Source organism: Novosphingobium sp. TH158 (assembly GCF_002855555.1).
Taxonomy (GTDB): domain Bacteria; phylum Pseudomonadota; class Alphaproteobacteria; order Sphingomonadales; family Sphingomonadaceae; genus Novosphingobium.
Map to the genome: position 1 here is coordinate 1,524,371 of NZ_PKRT01000001.1, position 15,278 is coordinate 1,539,648.

12 protein-coding genes are annotated in these 15,278 nt (G+C 65.7%); 5 read left to right on the forward strand and 7 right to left on the reverse strand.

Annotated features, from left to right (window positions below):
* Positions 1 to 32 precede the first annotated feature (32 nt).
* The 3 genes from C0V78_RS07545 to C0V78_RS07555 form a co-directional block, all read right to left on the reverse strand.
* Entirely contained in the window at positions 33 to 1,736 is a 1,704-nt protein-coding gene (locus C0V78_RS07545) for a DEAD/DEAH box helicase (RefSeq protein WP_101797158.1), read from the reverse strand.
* 72 nt (positions 1,737 to 1,808) lie between these two features.
* Complete coding sequence (locus tag C0V78_RS07550; protein ID WP_101797159.1) at positions 1,809 to 2,300, reverse strand: GreA/GreB family elongation factor; 492 nt, start codon at positions 2,298 to 2,300, stop codon at positions 1,809 to 1,811.
* A gap of 13 nt (positions 2,301 to 2,313) precedes the next feature.
* The gene (locus tag C0V78_RS07555) at positions 2,314 to 4,188 is read right to left on the reverse strand and encodes an ABC-F family ATP-binding cassette domain-containing protein (protein ID WP_101797160.1); all 1,875 of its coding nucleotides are present in this window, start codon (positions 4,186 to 4,188) and stop codon (positions 2,314 to 2,316) included.
* Between the two features lie 177 nt (positions 4,189 to 4,365).
* On the opposite strand from C0V78_RS07555, the gene C0V78_RS07560 reads away from it, so the two are divergent.
* The 4 genes from C0V78_RS07560 to C0V78_RS07575 all read left to right on the forward strand — a co-directional run bounded on the left by C0V78_RS07560 (position 4,366) and on the right by C0V78_RS07575 (position 9,777).
* Positions 4,366 to 5,379, forward strand: a complete 1,014-nt coding sequence (locus C0V78_RS07560) for a phytanoyl-CoA dioxygenase family protein (RefSeq protein WP_158241503.1) — start codon at positions 4,366 to 4,368, stop codon at positions 5,377 to 5,379.
* Entirely contained in the window at positions 5,376 to 7,202 is a 1,827-nt protein-coding gene (locus tag C0V78_RS07565) for a phytanoyl-CoA dioxygenase family protein (RefSeq protein WP_101797162.1), read from the forward strand. The genes C0V78_RS07560 and C0V78_RS07565 overlap by 4 nt, the downstream gene beginning before the upstream one ends.
* A 101-nt stretch (positions 7,203 to 7,303) precedes the next feature.
* Entirely contained in the window at positions 7,304 to 8,773 is a 1,470-nt protein-coding gene (locus C0V78_RS07570; RefSeq protein ID WP_101797163.1) for a helicase HerA domain-containing protein, read from the forward strand.
* The gene (locus C0V78_RS07575; RefSeq protein ID WP_101797164.1) at positions 8,770 to 9,777 is read left to right on the forward strand and encodes a glycosyltransferase family A protein; all 1,008 of its coding nucleotides are present in this window, start codon (positions 8,770 to 8,772) and stop codon (positions 9,775 to 9,777) included. The genes C0V78_RS07570 and C0V78_RS07575 overlap by 4 nt, the downstream gene beginning before the upstream one ends.
* Here C0V78_RS07575 and C0V78_RS07580 read toward each other — a convergent pair.
* Complete coding sequence (locus tag C0V78_RS07580; RefSeq protein WP_158241504.1) at positions 9,765 to 10,826, reverse strand: UbiA family prenyltransferase; 1,062 nt, start codon at positions 10,824 to 10,826, stop codon at positions 9,765 to 9,767. The genes C0V78_RS07575 and C0V78_RS07580 overlap by 13 nt on opposite strands.
* A 122-nt stretch (positions 10,827 to 10,948) precedes the next feature.
* Here C0V78_RS07580 and C0V78_RS07585 point away from each other — a divergent pair, with 122 nt between their 5' ends.
* Positions 10,949 to 12,190, forward strand: a complete 1,242-nt coding sequence (locus C0V78_RS07585; protein ID WP_158241505.1) for a glycosyltransferase family 4 protein — start codon at positions 10,949 to 10,951, stop codon at positions 12,188 to 12,190.
* Between the two features lie 9 nt (positions 12,191 to 12,199).
* On the opposite strand, the gene C0V78_RS07590 is transcribed toward C0V78_RS07585, so the two are convergent.
* The 3 genes from C0V78_RS07590 to C0V78_RS07600 are packed head-to-tail and all read right to left on the reverse strand — an operon-like array spanning position 12,200 to position 15,260.
* Entirely contained in the window at positions 12,200 to 13,099 is a 900-nt protein-coding gene (locus C0V78_RS07590; protein ID WP_158241506.1) for a sulfotransferase, read from the reverse strand.
* A gap of 35 nt (positions 13,100 to 13,134) precedes the next feature.
* Entirely contained in the window at positions 13,135 to 14,208 is a 1,074-nt protein-coding gene (locus C0V78_RS07595; protein WP_144039852.1) for a hypothetical protein, read from the reverse strand.
* 11 nt (positions 14,209 to 14,219) lie between these two features.
* Positions 14,220 to 15,260 carry a phytanoyl-CoA dioxygenase family protein gene (locus C0V78_RS07600; RefSeq protein WP_158241507.1) on the reverse strand — a complete coding sequence of 347 codons (1,041 nt, stop codon included), beginning with the start codon at positions 15,258 to 15,260 and terminating at the stop codon, positions 14,220 to 14,222.
* Positions 15,261 to 15,278: the final 18 nt, after the last annotated feature.

A 15,278-nucleotide genomic window follows, 5' to 3' on the forward strand; every position in this document is an offset into this window, starting at 1 on the left:
GGGAGAGTTACACGCCCTCGGTCCAGGAGCGCTCAGCGCTCGCGCCTCGGCCCTTTGGGTCGGCCGAACTTCCTGTCGCGTGGTTGCGCATTCCGATCGTTGCCGCGAGGCGCACCACGATGACCGCCCTGCCGCTTGGCTTCCATGCGCGGGCTGCCTTCGACTGCGACGATCTCCACGCCGTCGTCCTCTTCGGCGGTGCGGCGCACGGCATCAAGGAAGCGGGCGGCAGCGGGGCCTGCCACTTCGAACAGGCTTTCATTGGCGGTGATCCGGATCGCACCGATCTCGCGGCGGGTGATATGGCCGCGGCGGCACAGCAGCGGCAGGATCCAGCGCGGATCGGCATTCTGCCGTCGTCCCACGTTGAGCCGGAACCAGGCGCTGCCTTCGAAACCGGGGCGCGGCCCCTGCGGCGGCGGGGCATCGCTGGCCAGCAATTCCTCCGGCTGCGGCAGGCGCGAGCGATGGGCCTGGACCAGCGCCAGGGCAATTTCCTCTGCACTGCGCTCTGCCATCAGGCGCGATGCGATCTCCCGATCGCCCTCACCGGGCTCGACCGGCGCCAGCAGGGCAGAAAGCAGGCGATCGGCGTCTGCCGCACGAATTTCCTCGGCAGAGGGGGGCGATCGCCATTCGGCCGGGACCCGCGCGTTGCGCAGCATCATCTCCACCCGGCGGCGGCGCGGATAGGGCACGAGCAGGATCGCGGTGCCCTTCTTGCCCGCGCGGCCGGTGCGGCCCGAGCGGTGCTGAAGCGTTTCGGCATCGCGCGGCACTTCCACGTGGATCACCAGCGAAAGGCCGGGCAGGTCGATGCCGCGCGCGGCGACGTCGGTTGCCACGCAAACGCGTGCGCGCCGGTCGCGCAGGGCCTGAAGCGCGTGGTTGCGCTCGTTCTGGCTGTGCTCCCCGGAAAGCGCCACCACGGCAAAGCCGCGCTCGGTCAGGCTGGCGTGAAGGTGCCGGACATTGTCGCGCGTGGCGCAGAACAGGATCGCAGTTTCCGCTTCGTGAAAGCGCAGCACGTTGACCACCGCATTCTCGATATCCGCCGGCGCGATCGCCATGGCCTGATAGGCAATATCGCCATGCCCGCGATCGGCATCGACTGTCGATATCCGCAGCGCATCGCGCTGGTAACGGCGGGCAAGCGCGACGATGGGCTTGGGCATGGTGGCCGAGAACAGCAGCGTCCGGCGACCTTCGGGCGTCGCGTCGAGCAGTTCCTCAAGGTCTTCGCGGAAGCCCATGTCGAGCATCTCGTCCGCCTCGTCGAGCACGGCGACAGCAAGGCTGCCAAGGTCAAGCGCACCGCGTTCGAGGTGATCGCGCAGGCGCCCCGGCGTGCCGACCACGATGTGCGCGCCATGCGCCAGTGCGCGCCGTTCGCGCGAAGGGTCCATGCCGCCCACGCAGGTGGCAACCCGGGCACCGGTGCCCTCGTAAAGCCAGGCGAGTTCGCGGCTGACCTGCAGCGCCAGTTCGCGCGTTGGCGCGATCACCAGCGCCAGCGGCGCACTGGAGGACAAGGCGCGGCCATCGGCTTCGAGCAGTTCGGGCGCCATGGCGAGCCCGAAGGCAACAGTCTTGCCCGAACCGGTCTGGGCCGAAACGACCAGATCACGGCCCAGGGCTTCCTCTTCGAGGACGGCAGCCTGAACGGAAGTGGGGGCCGCATAGCCGCGCGCAGCCAACGCAGCACCAAGCAGCGCGAAAGGGGTCTGGAAAGTCATGGTAACAGGGAACTCGTCTTGCGCGGCCAATCCGGCCGGAATCGGGCATCTGGCCCGCGTGATGCGGCCGCGTTAGGCGCTTCCGTCCGCCGGAACAACGGCAATTTCCAGAATCTCGATTGCCTCGTCGTTTCCGCCGAAGGGACGCAGCTCCCCTTCCTCCGCTCCCAGCATGGCCCGGGCGATCGGCGCGGAGAAGGCAATACGGCCCGCAGCAGGGTCAGCCTCGTCGTCGCCGGTGATGCTCAGGCTGCGGTCGCGGCCGTTAAGGCAGAAGGTTACGCGGGTGCCGATCTCCACCGTATCGCCTCTGGGCACGGGCACCGGCTCGGCGGTAATCTGCCGCGTTTGCCAGTAGCGAAGATCCCGCTTGGCCACATCGACCTGCGACTGTTCGGCCCCGGCGGCGACCAGCTCGGCAACCCGTGCCTCCAGCTCCGCCACCCGCTCGTTGATCTGAGCAAGCCCGCGCGCGGTAACCAGGTTCGGCCCGGGCGGTATGGGGATTTCGAACTTGGGCTCAAGGTGTTCCTCGTCACCATCGCGCCGGAATGCCACGCTCATGCCTGTTCTCCCGTCACGCTGCGACGGCTTCAAGCGCTTCGCTGGCCTCAAGCCAGGCAGCCTCCGCCTGCTCGATCTGCGCTTCCAGGGCGGCGCGGCGCTTCATCAGCTCGGTCATCGTCAGCTTGGCCAGCGCCGGGGCGGCGGCCGAAGGATCGAACATCGCCCGGTCAATCGCGCTGCGATCGGCAGTCAGTCGTTCGAGCTCCGCTTCGGCGGCGCGGGCCTGCTTGCGCAGCGCCTGGCTCTTTTCCCGCGCCTCGGCATTGGCCTTGCGCTGGTCCTTCTTGTTGACCCCGCGAGTGCCCTCGCCCTTTTCCGCCACCGGATCGCGGGCGAGGACGAAGGCGATGTAATCATCGATCGAGCCGTCGAATTCCTTCGCCGTCCCGCTATCGACCAGCACCAGCCGGTCGGCGGTCATTTCCAGCATGTGCCGGTCGTGGCTGACGATGATTACCGCGCCGGTATAATCGTTGAGCGCCTGGACCAGCGCCTCGCGCGCATCGACATCCAGGTGGTTGGTCGGCTCGTCCAGGATCAGCAGGTGCGGCGCATCGCGGGTGATCAGCGCCAGCGCCAGCCGCGCGCGCTCGCCCCCGGAAAGCTTGCCGACCTCCGTCGTCGCCTTGGGGCCGGCGAAGCCGAACCGGCCAAGCTGCGCCCGCACCGCAGCGGGACTGGCGCTGGGCATGGCCACGGTCATGTGCTGCAGCGGCGTTTCGCTGCGATCCAGTTCCTCGACCTGGTACTGGGTGAAATAGCCCACGCGCATCCGGCCACTGGCGGTCATGCCCCCGTCCATCGGCGCAAGCTGCGCGGCCAGCAGGCGCGCCAGCGTGGTCTTGCCGTTGCCGTTGCGGCCCAGCAGGGCGATCCGGTCATCCGGATCGATCCGCAGGTTGAGCCGTTGCAGCACCGGCATATCCCCATAACCGACCGAGGCGAGGTCAAGCGTGATCAGCGGCGGGCGCAATTCATCGGGCGGCGGGAAATCGAAGCTGAGCGAGGGATCGTCAATCAGCTCGGCAATCGGCTGCAACTTGGCCAGCGCCTTGGCGCGCGATTGCGCCTGCTTGGCAGTGGAGGCACGCGCCGAATTGCGCGCGACGTAATCGCGCAGCCGCTCCCGCATCGCGTCCTGCCTGGCCTTGGCCGAGGCAAGCTGCGCCTGCCGCTCTGCGCGCTGGCGTTCGAAGGCATCGTAGCCACCGGGATAGAGCGTCAGCTTGCCGCCTGACAGGTGCAGGATGTGATCGACAACATTGTTGAGGAAATCGCGCTCGTGGCTGACCAGCAGGATCGTTGCCGGGTATGAGCGCAGGAAATCCTCCAGCCACATCACCGCTTCCAGATCGAGGTGGTTGCTCGGTTCGTCGAGCAGCAGCAGGTCCGGCTGGGAGAACAGAAGCGCGGCCAGCGCCACGCGCATCCGCCAGCCGCCCGAAAAGCTTTCGAGCGGACGGTGCTGCGCCTCCTCGTCGAACCCAAGGCCCACCAGAATGCGCGCCGCACGCGATGGCGCGGAATGCGCCTCGATGGCGATAAGGCGCTCATGCACCTCGGCAAGGCGCTGCGCATCGGTGCAGGTTTCACTCTCTGCCACCAGCGCAGCGCGCTCGGTATCGGCCGCCAGAACGGTCTCGAACGGCGTGGCATCCCCCCCGGGAGCCTCCTGCGCGATGTAGCCCAGCCGGCTGCCGCGCGGCATGGTGACGCTGCCCGCGTCTGCCTCAAGCATCCCGGCGATCACCCGCACCAGCGTGGACTTGCCCGCGCCGTTGCGACCGATTAACCCGATCCGCCCGCGCGGGGGCAGCTTGGCGGTTGCGTCGTCGATGATCGTCCGCCCGCCAAGGCGAACCGTGATGCCGGTAAGGTTAAGCATGGCCGCGCGTCTAACAGCACCTGCGCTTTCGCAAAAGCGTGTTCGGCCCTTTCGGCGACGACCGCCTGCGCGGGGCCGTCGAATTCTTCGCCACAGCCCCGTGGGGAGTTCACAAAGCGATACGATCAGCTATGCGGGCAAATGCCTATTTTCCCGGAGCGGGCACAGACACACGGAATGGAAAATCTGCGCTTCCTTGAACCGGCTGACGCAGAGGCATTCGCGCATGACGGCTTCTTTGTCCGGCGCCTGTTCGAAGTCGAAGAAGCAGCGTCCATGGCTGCGGAGTTCGAAACCCTTACCGCGGGCAGTCCGCTAAGTCCCAACGAGGCGGGCAATTACTATTCCGTGATGGATGCCGATCAGGCCTTGTCTGCAGCGATACAGGAATGGTCCGCCGGAAAGCTGTCTCCGGCAATGGATCGCGTCGCCGTCGGCTGGAAGCCGATCCGCACCGGCGTGCTGATCAAGCCTGCCCATGGCAAGGAAACGCGCTTCCATCTCCATCAGCCGATAACGGATCATCCATTCGGCCTGTCCGTGATCGGCTGGTGTGCCTTGCGGGATTGCGACGAGCACAATGGCTGCCTTCGCGTGATCCCCGGTTCGCACCTGCTGTTCCGCCACATCGGCGCGGGAAGCGCGATCTATCCCGAAAATGCAGAAGACCAGAAACTCCTGATCCAGCGCCATGCCATCCCCGTTCCGTTGAAATCGGGGGAGGCGATTTTCTTTCACAACGGCCTGCTCCATGGCGCACATCCCAACAGCACCGGACAGGCCCGGCCGGCAATCGGGATCCACTTCACAACGCCAGACCAGAATCCGGCACTTTACCGGCCGCATGGCGATGGCATGGCCGCTTTCCGTCTTCCTGACGGGAACTATACCGGGCTCTTCGGCGCTAACCGCATTACCGAACTCGACAAGGCGGACATCCTGCGAACCTTTCCGGCCTGGAACCCGAGGCCCAACCTGGCCCAGGTCGAAGCCTTGCTGCAGGCGCGAGGACCCCGCGCCCGCGAGGATTACGAGCCACTGGACCTTGTCCGCCACCTTGCCACGCCAACCGGACCGGACGCCACCGAAGATGCCTTACGTCCCTTGGCATTTCGCCGCCTGGTAGCGAAAATTCCGGGTGCTCGCGCCGTTTATCGCCTTGTCCGTTCCCGACCCAGGATCTCGAAATGAACACCCCCTCCCGAACGATCTTCCGTGACCCTGCCATCGAGGCCGAATTTCGCGAAAACGGCTTCGCGCGGACAAGTCTGCTTTCGCCAAAGGCCGTGGCCGACCTGCTGGGCGAACTGTCTTCGCTCAAGCCGGGAGACGGCTTTGCGCCCGATGGCAGCAGCCTGGTCGGGAACACCTATCACTGCACCTTCGTGGACCCGAACCTCGACTACAAGCGGGCGGCCTTTGATTTGCTGGCGAAGCATTGCAGCGAGCCGATTTCCCGTATTCTCGCGGATTACCGGATCCTGGCAGCGAATTTCCAGATCAAGCAGCCGGGGCAAGGCTATCTTCAGCTGCACCAGAACTGGCCCGTACTGGAGCTGGACGAGACATCCGTTTCGGTGTGGTGCGCGCTGGTCGACGTCGATGAAGCAAACGGCACGCTGCATGTGATACCGGGGAGTCACAAACTGGTTCCGCATGTCGAAAGCGCGGGCAATCCCTGCTTTATCTCCGATGTCATGGCAGAAGCGGAAGAGCTGCTGGAACCCGTTTCGGCGCGGGCGGGCGAGGCTATCAACTTCGATGACAGCCTGCTCCATGGCTCACCCCCCAATGGCAGCGATGCCCCCCGGATCGCCATCCAGCTTACCTGCATCCCAAAGGAAGCTAGCCCCGTCTACTTCTGCCAGCACAGCGCCACCCATCTGGAGGCAGTGCACGCAGACACTGATTTCTACACTGGCCAGCACGTTAGCGAACTGGCCAGGCGATCGCCGGACTGGAAAAGCGTCGGGTTCGTCGAAAACCGCAATCGCCAGATTTCCATCGCCGAACTGCAAGACCTGATTGCCCGCGGGCCACAGATCCGCAGCGAAGGATTTGGCCTGAAGATCCAGCCGGATGCCGTTCCGCCCTTCAACGCCAACCCAGCGGGCGCGCCAACCCTGCGCCAGCGCATCCGGGCCGCCGCCGGGCGCCGTGCTCCTGTCCCGCTCAAGCGCCTTTATCGCCGGCTTCGGGGCCGCCCCTTGACCGACACGCCACCCAGCCCGATCCGCGATGCCCGGTCGAACTCCGCTCCGCACGCAGTGAGCGATGTACGCGACTATTACGAGGAACTCACCGGCGACTATCTCGCGGGTTTCGGGCAGGTGTTCCAGGGGAGCCGTCCTGAATCGACCGAGGAACTGCTCGATTACCTTGTCGATGCGGCGGCGCTGGAAGACGGCATGACCGTTCTTGACGCCGGTTGCGGGGTCGGCGGCCCGGCCATGGGCCTCGCAGCCCGGCGCGACATCCGCGTAGAGGGCCTGACGCTCGCCCGCGCGCAAGTCGAACGCGGAACCGCGCTGATTGCCGAGCGAGGGCTCAGCGACCGGATTACACTGCGGCAGGGGGATTTCCACCAGCTGGACAGCATTTTCCCGGCCGAGCACTTTGACCGTGTGCTGTTCCTGGAATCGATCTGCCATGCACAGGACTATGCGGCCGTGTTGCGCGGCGCCTACCGCGTCCTGAAGCCCGGTGGAGCGCTCTACATCAAGGACTTCCACTGCGTCGATAACCGGGCCCGGCCTTCCATGGCAGCCGGGCAGGCGGCGGACCTTGCCAAGCTGCACGACGTCTACCGCCTGCAGATGCCGGACCAGGCCAGCATGGTCGACGTCATCACCGGCCTTGGCTTCATGATCCGCTACATGCGGATGCCGGACTATCAGCCAACCTACACGCACTGGGCGCATTACGAGCACGTTTCCGGTCGCGGATGGCACCCCACCAGCGCGGAGCCGGGGGACATCATCCAGGCCGTGGAATTCCTGTGCCTCAAGCGATGATGGCGCCGCCGCGTGCGTCTTGCGCGTTTGCTGTGCAAAGCTCTGGAAAACGCCGGCGTGGCGCTTGGCGCGAATCTGCCTGACCCACTAGGCCGGCTCCGGTGAGCGCCCCCATCCAAATCGGTGTCGACCCGAACGACAGCCCGATCACCATCGACGTCGAAGAACTTCTCGCCACGCGTCTGCTGGTGCAGGGCAACAGCGGCTCGGGCAAATCGCACCTGCTGCGCCGCATCCTTGAAGAAAGCGCCACGCTCGTCCAGCAGATCGTGATCGACCCGGAGGGGGACTTCGTCACGCTGGCCGAGGTATTCGGCCATATCGTGATCGATGGCGCCGCCTATTCACCGCCGGAGCTGACCCGCCTTGCCGCGCGTATCCGCAAGCACCGCGCCTCCGTGGTGCTTGCGCTCGACGGGCTGGAGATCGAGGCCCAGATGCGCTGCGCCGCCCAGTTCCTTGCGGCCCTGTTCGATGCCCCGCATGAACAGTGGTTCCCCGCACTCGTCGTGGTGGACGAGGCGCAGTTGCTCGCCCCCGCTGCAGCCGGGGAAGTGAGCGACGAGGCGCGGCGGATCAGCTTGGCGGCCATGACCAACCTGATGTGCCGCGGCCGCAAGCGCGGGCTTGCCGGGATCGTCGCCACGCAGCGCCTGGCCAAGCTGGCCAAGAACGTTGCCGCAGAAGCATCGAATTTCCTCATGGGCCGGACCTTCCTCGATATCGACATGGCCCGCGCGGCGGACCTGCTGGGCATGGAACGCCGGCAGGCCGAACAGATCCGCGATCTTGCACGCGGGCAGTTTCTTGGCCTTGGCCCGGCGATCAGCCGGCGGCCGGTTTCGGTGCGGATCGGCTCTGTGCGCACCGGAGCCAAGGTGGTGATGCAGAAGATGATCCCGCCGCCAAATGCGCTGCCGGACGAACTTCACGCCCTGCTCCACGAAGACCTCCATATCGACGAGGCCACGCCTTTCGAACCCGCCCCGGCTCCGCAAAGGCCCGCTGCCGACGAACTGATCGAAAAGATAGCCGGCCATGCCATCGAAGCGGAAGAGTTGCCGGCAGCGCCAGCCGCACCCACCCTCTCGCAGGCCGAGGTCGATGCGGCGATCGCAGCGATCCTGTCCGACATCGCGGCAGAGGAAGGCTGCACCTTCCAGCCGCAATCGAAGCTGTTCCAGGATTTCACCGTGCGCTGCCGGATGCAGCGGCTGACCGCCGGCCGCGTGGACATGAACCAGTTTCGCCGCCGTTTTGCCATGGCAGTCGCCGGCGTGACCGACGAGACCAGCGACAGCTGGCGCGATATCCTGCGGGTGGCAGCCGTACTGGCGGATGACCTGCTGGCTCCCTTCCTCGCCATCGCCGGCGCAGCGCGCGATGGCCTGCCCTGCCCCGCCGATGAAGAACTGGCGCGCATCTATGGCACCAATTCGCTGGGGCGCATCCGCCGCCTGCTGGACCATTACGAACGCTGCGGCCTGATCGTCGTGCGCAACGATTTCAGCGGTCGCCGCTCGGTTTCGATACCCGAACTGGGCTTCGCCACGGAACCGCTTGAGGCATGAGCGACCTGCCGCCAGGCCGGTCCGGGCAGGCCGTGGCAGTCGTCATGCCGGTATACAATGCCCAGCCCTATCTGGACGAAGCCATCGCCAGCATCCTGGCGCAGACCCACGCGGACTTCACCTTTCACATCTACGACGATTGCTCCACCGACGGGTCCTACGAACGCGTGCTCGAATGGGCGGCGAAGGACAGTCGGATCCGGGTAAGCAGGGGCGCGGTGCGGATTGGGCCGAGCGCCAGTTCGAATGCGGCCATGGCGATGACCGATGCCGAATTCGTCGCCCGCATGGATGCAGACGATATCGCCTGGCCGCCCCGGCTGGAGCTGCAAGCCAAGGCACTGCGCGATAATCCCGATGCCGTGATGGTGGGATCGACCTTCCGCCTGATCGATGCCGAAGGACGGGTGCTGCGCGAAGAAACGCCCAGCCGCATCCTGGGATCCGCACCGCCCTTTGCCCATCCCAGCATCATGCTGCGCAAGTCGGTGTTTGATGCCATCGGAGGCTACAGCCCTGAGAGCGACTATTTCGAGGACGCGGACCTTATCCGCCGGATCGCAACGAAGGGGCGCATCCTGGTATACCGGCAGCCGCTGCTGGAACTGCGGTTCGCGGGCCAGAACGCGCGTCTGCGCGATGAACGGATAGAAGTGCTGCGCAAGATCGACCGGCTGTACAATCCGCAGCGATCGGCCAGTGCATCGTCAGGCAGGGACGGGAGGCCCGAGCGCATTTCGATCATGCCGTTCTATTCGATTGCCGTCCTGCACATCCTCGCACTGCAAAGGCCGAGGCTGACCCGCATGATCCTGCGCCACGCCGACCTGCGGGACGTGCCGCGCCTGCTCGCCGTGCTGTCGATCATCGCCATCGCCAACCTTTCCCCGCGACTGGCGCGGGGGATCAGCCATGCCGTTTCGCAGCTGCGGGAATGGATCAGCGGCCCGCGGCTCGGATCGCAGGACCTGCTGTGCTGGGCACCGCCCGGTCAGGAGCGATAGGGGCGGCGGATATAACGTGGATCGAACATCTTCCTGACATCGCTGGCAATCTGCCGGATCCGGACCGGAAAAAGGATCAGATGAAGGCCGAGGACCGCCAGCACCGCCGGATCGCGGAACAGGCCGACCACGAGCAGGGCGAGCGGCAGGAAGACATCGTAGTATTCATGCAGGGCGATGCAGCTGCGCTCTCGCGGCACCACCACCACCACGCGCATTTCGAACCGATAGATCCGCTCATGCAGAAGTCCGGCGTAAAGCACGGCGGCAACGGCCCCCGCCACCTGCACCAGCGGCCCGGCCATGACGGCAATTGCCGCCAGGGACAGCATTTCGATGGGAAAGACGATCCGGCTGGCGATGCGGGCGGCGCGATCGGCCCCATGCCGCGCGACAAAGGTCTGCGCGCCGGCCATGCGGTCTGCGGCAAGGTCACCGATCTGGTGCCACAGGATGCCGCGCAGCCCGAACATCAACGACCAGATCGCGATGATGCCGGCCATCGCAGCGGGCAACTGCTGGTCAAGCGCGTGGGCAGACAGTTGCGCACACAGCAGCGCCGGAACCACGTTTGCGCCGATGGCATCGCACAGCACCCCGGCAAAGCCCCGGTGCTTGAAGCGGAACGGCGGCAGCGAATACAGCGTATAGGCCGTCCAGCCCAGGGCATAACTTGCCACCAGCAGCGGATCGTCCCGCCAGGTCCAGGCAAGCACCAGTCCGGCCGCGAGGCACAGGGCTATGAGCGCGATTGCGAATATGGGGTTGCGCCCCGCCTGCCGGTTGGCCTTTCCCGCCGCGGCATCATCAGCAAGGTCGGTGAGATCGTTCAGCAGGCTCACGAACACGGCACCCGGCACCAGCGAGACGATGGCCCAGCCAAGACCCGACAGGCCTGCCCAGGGGCTTGCCCCCAGCGCGAGGCTGACCGCATAGCCAATGCCGATGGCGGGCAGCAGCTTGTACTCCCACCACTCCGAGGCGCGGCCCATGGTAAGAACGCGCCGGATCCTGCCAAGCAGCGCCCGTAGGAGCTGGCTGCTGTTCATCGCCGAATGTCTCCGTTTAGGCCCTTGCCCCGAAGGTGGAGCTTGGCGCGCCATATCCTTCCTGTATTAGACGGTTCGTGCTGGCAATGTCACGCCGGCCGCTTCCCCGGGGGTATCCGCTCATGCCAGGCGCAGCACCGCGCATCTTTTTCCTGAGTTGCAACGAAACGCCCTGGGGAGGCAGCGAGGAACTGTGGGCCCGCGCGGCCCTGTCTCTTGCCGAAGCGGGAGTCGAGGTGCGCGCCGCCAAGCCGCGCGTCGATCGCGATGCGGCTCCGGTCCGCGCGCTCGAACAGCGCGGCATCAGGGTATCCGATCTGGGCCGCGTCAGCCTGCTTCCCGGCAAGCTGATGATCCTGCTGCAATACCTGCTCCGTCCCGCCAGCCGCGCCTTCCAGTTGCTGCCGCTGTGGCTGCAGATCAAGCGGGCAAAGCCGGACCTGGTTGTCCTGTCGCAGGGCGGTAACTGGGACGGGGTGCACATGGGCTGGGTGCTTGGCCAGATCGGCGTTCCCTATGCCCTCATCTGCCAGAAGGCGACCGACCTTTACTGGCCGCCCGACCATATCCGGCCGAAGGTCAAGGCCATGGCGCTTGGAGCCCGGCACATGTTCTGCGTGTCGCGCCACAACCTGCAACTGTTCGAGGAACAGATCGCCGCGCCGCTGCCGCGTTCCACGGTTGTCCGCAACCCCTTCCTGGTCGATCACGCGGCACCGCTCCCCTGGCCCGACAGCGCGGACGATACCGTGCGCCTGGCCTGTGTCGGCAGGCTCTACCCGATGGAGAAAGGGCAGGACTTGCTGCTGCGGGTCCTCTCGCGGCCCAAGTGGCGCGATCGCAAGCTGGTGGTCGATTGCTATGGCGCCGGGGTCAACGCGCAAGGCCTCGCCGAAATGGCGCAGTTCCTGGGCTGCAACCAGGTGCGCTTCCACGGCCATGTCGATGACGTGAAGGAAATCTGGCGCACCCATCACGGGCTGGTGCTGCCCTCGCGCGCCGAAGGCCTGCCGCTGGTGCTGGTCGAGGCGATGCTGGCCGGTCGCGTGGCCGTGATCAGCCGCGCAGGCGGCAGCGGCGAAGTGGTCGATGATGGCAAGACCGGCTTCCTGATGGCCGGCTACGACGAAGACGGGCTCGACGATGCGCTTGAGCGCGCGTGGCAGGCGCGCAGCGATTGGCAACGGATTGGCGAGGATGCAGCCACCGCGATCCGCGCGCAGGTGCCCCTTGATCCGGCAGGAGAGCTTGCCCAGCAACTGCTCGCGCTCGCCCAGCAATCGCGCGTTTTGGCGCAGACGATGGACGAGGCCTTTGCGCAGGATCGTGGAACGGTCCTCGCCGGCGACGCCGCCAGCCAGTAAGCCGCAGTTTCAGGCCACGCCGCGCACGCCCCGGTAGAGCTCGCGATAGGGTGCGTAGATCGCTTCTTTGAGCAGTTCCGGGCAGACCTTGTCGGCATCGATCGCTGGTGCCCAGTCAAACTCGCTGACCGACTCCGCAGGCCGTTGCCCCAGCAGTCGCAGGACAGGCAAGACGGGCTTCCACCCACCGATGGCGATCATGCGCCGATGCAGTCCAAGCAATTTGCGGGCAATCCAGGGCTGCGGGAAACGCCTCAGGAAACGCCCCATGCGGGGGTACCAGTACAGCTCCTCTTCCGACAGCGAAGGATTGACCTTCTCTGCGGCGATGTCGAACGGATCGACGCCGATGAACCGCTCTATCTGGGCCAGAAATTCGCGCCGGTCGGCAACCAGCAATTCATAGGGCAATGCCAGCACCCTGCCGCCAAAGCGATTGCGATAGGTGCGCAGCACAAGGTCGAAATCGCTCATTTCCAGCGCGAGCTTCGCACTGATCGCAAGCAGGTCAGTGGCAGAAAGATCGCTGCCCTGCCGGATCATCTGCGAATAGCCCGATCGCAGAAGGTCGGTGTGATTGCGCGTGACCATCAGGATCAGCGCATCGGGATACATCCGCGCCAGTCGATCGCACAGCGCGGCCGTCCGCTCATGCTGCAGGGCGTTGTCGGTCGCATCGACAGAACCATAATTGGCAGGATCGCGGGGGGCCGACAGCTGCTCCGCACTGGTCACCCTGCACCGCTCTTCCCCGGTGCCCTCGATCACCTCCTGGATCAGGTCGAACACCGAGTACCTGCCGGCAAGACCGCCGGGTTTGTAAGCGATCTGCGGATGGGCCGCGAACCACTGCTGCAGGAAGGTGGACGCGCATTTGGGAAAGCCGATGTGGATCAGATGGGGTTGCATGATCTCTTGGCTATAGGGGACCGTAGGCGATTGCGTCACGGGCATTCGCTGCGCCGTTGCCGCAAGACGCAGGAAAGTGCCTCGATGGCAAAGGCGGTGGTCAGTTCCTCCGATCCCCAGCGGGGGGTATCCGGGTGTGCCGGCGCGAGGCGGCCATCGGCAATCCGCTCTCGCCCGCCAAAATATACCGCGGCGCGGCGCCAGCTGCCATCGGCGCGCTGGGTATCGAGCAGCGCGGCAAGATCGGCCGGACCAGCCGGCTGCCCGCACCGGGACCGGGTGGTGACGGCCAGCGCGTGCTCCAGTCCGTTGCTGGGCACTGCGCCCCGCATCCGGGCAAGGATCAGCGGTGCAGCTTGGGGCTCCAGCGGAACCAGCGCGCGGGCCAGAAGGTACCACAGGACAAAGCGGTTATCGTACCACTTGTCAGCATCCGCCTCGGTCCCGTTGCGCAGGATTGCCATCAGGTAATCGACCACGGCCCTGTGCCCGGGAAAAGCGCCAAGGTAATACAGGGCATTGGCATTCACGCCAGCGTCGACATCGTCCGGTGCTGCGGACGTCTTGCGGAAGAACAATGTCAGCAACAGGGGATGGAGCAAGCGCGGCAGGGTTGCCCGCGCGTGTTGCCAGCCCCGCCAGCGCCAGCCCGGAACGAACCAGGTCAGGAAACGCCCCTTGCCGTCGCGATTGGCCAGCAGCAGTTCGGCGCAGGCCCCCTCCCCCAATCCGGCCTGCGACAGCACCCGTGAGGCGCAGCAGGTATCGTCCATGTCCGCTGGCGTCGCCTTGAAGGCGGGGTGCGAGCGCGGCCAGTGGTGCCATAATCCCGCAGCCGAACGTTCGCCCAGCAAATAGGCTGCAACCCCGGCCCGCAGCGCTTCGGCATCATCCACTCCGGCAAGGCACTGGCCGATGAGAGCCGTCGGGAAGACGGAAGGATCGGCAGTGCCTTCGTCGTCCATGTCGACGAGGAACGAGGTGTAGGCGTTGAACGAACCGTCCGGCAGCTGCGCAGCCGTCAGGAACCTGACTGCGCTTCGCAGCGCGTCCGACACACGCTGTTCCGAGTCCGGACCCTGCAACGGGTCTTCGCGGTTTGCCGGCATCACCTGCGTTGTCACCGGCCCGTGGCCAAGCGCAGCAAGGAGGCGATCCGATTTCTTGCCCTGCGGACGAAGGACGGCCCCTCGCCGGCCTGCTTTCCCTGCACCGGCTCGGCGGGGCGCAATGCGCTTTGCGCTCGCGAGGTGGCGACCAGCTGTTCGATGGTAAGGGTGCCGCTGCGAATGTCTTCGGCACGCTCCAGCACCAGCTCCACCTCTTCAGGCTGAAGGCGGGTGGCAGAGGCGGGTCGCGTCCTGACCAGCGGTGTTTCGAACTGGCCCTTCAGCAGGCCTTCCGGCCCAAGATCCAGGTAGTCCTCCGTCTCCATGCGGAAGGTCTCGATGATACCCGGGTCTTGCGGCGAAGAGCGGTGCATCACCCCCGTCTGATCTGCCGGGATGCAGGTAAGCCGGAAGGCAAAACGCGGTGCACCCGAGATGTTGGGCCGCGAGGAATGGAAGATCGAAGCATCGAAGACCAGGGCTTCACCGGCCTTGAGCGGAACCGGCACGGCCCTTCCGGCGATCCGTTTCAGGCCGCGAAAATAGCCCGGATCGATCGTGGCACCATAAGGCCCGCGAAACAGTCCGTGACTGCCGGGAATGACGCAAAGGGTCCCGTTCTCTTCGGTCGTATCCTGCAAGGCGCACCATACATAGACCGTCGGCTGAATGGCCTCGTCCTGAACCGTCGGATCGATATGGATCGGAACTTCCGCGCGTTCGGGCATCTTCACCGCCAGCGTGGACGCAAGCAGGCGGTAATCCGCAAGCAGGCCATCGACAAAACCCGAAAACCAAAGGTTCGACAGTTCGGCAACCCGCTGCTTATAGGCGCGGTTGCTGTCCAGTTCGGACTGATGATAGCCGCCGCTCAGCGCGGCAATGTCGGGTGCGGGATCAAACCGGTCATCGGGCTTGAGCGCGTTAACTGCATCGCGCAGCTCCGCAGCCCGCTCGGCGGACAGGACGCGGGTCACGACAAAACCGTCGCGATCGAACCGCGCTCGCAGTTCCGGATCACGGAAAGGGGCGCTCGCGCTGCACTGGCTCATGACCCAACTCCTGCGGGG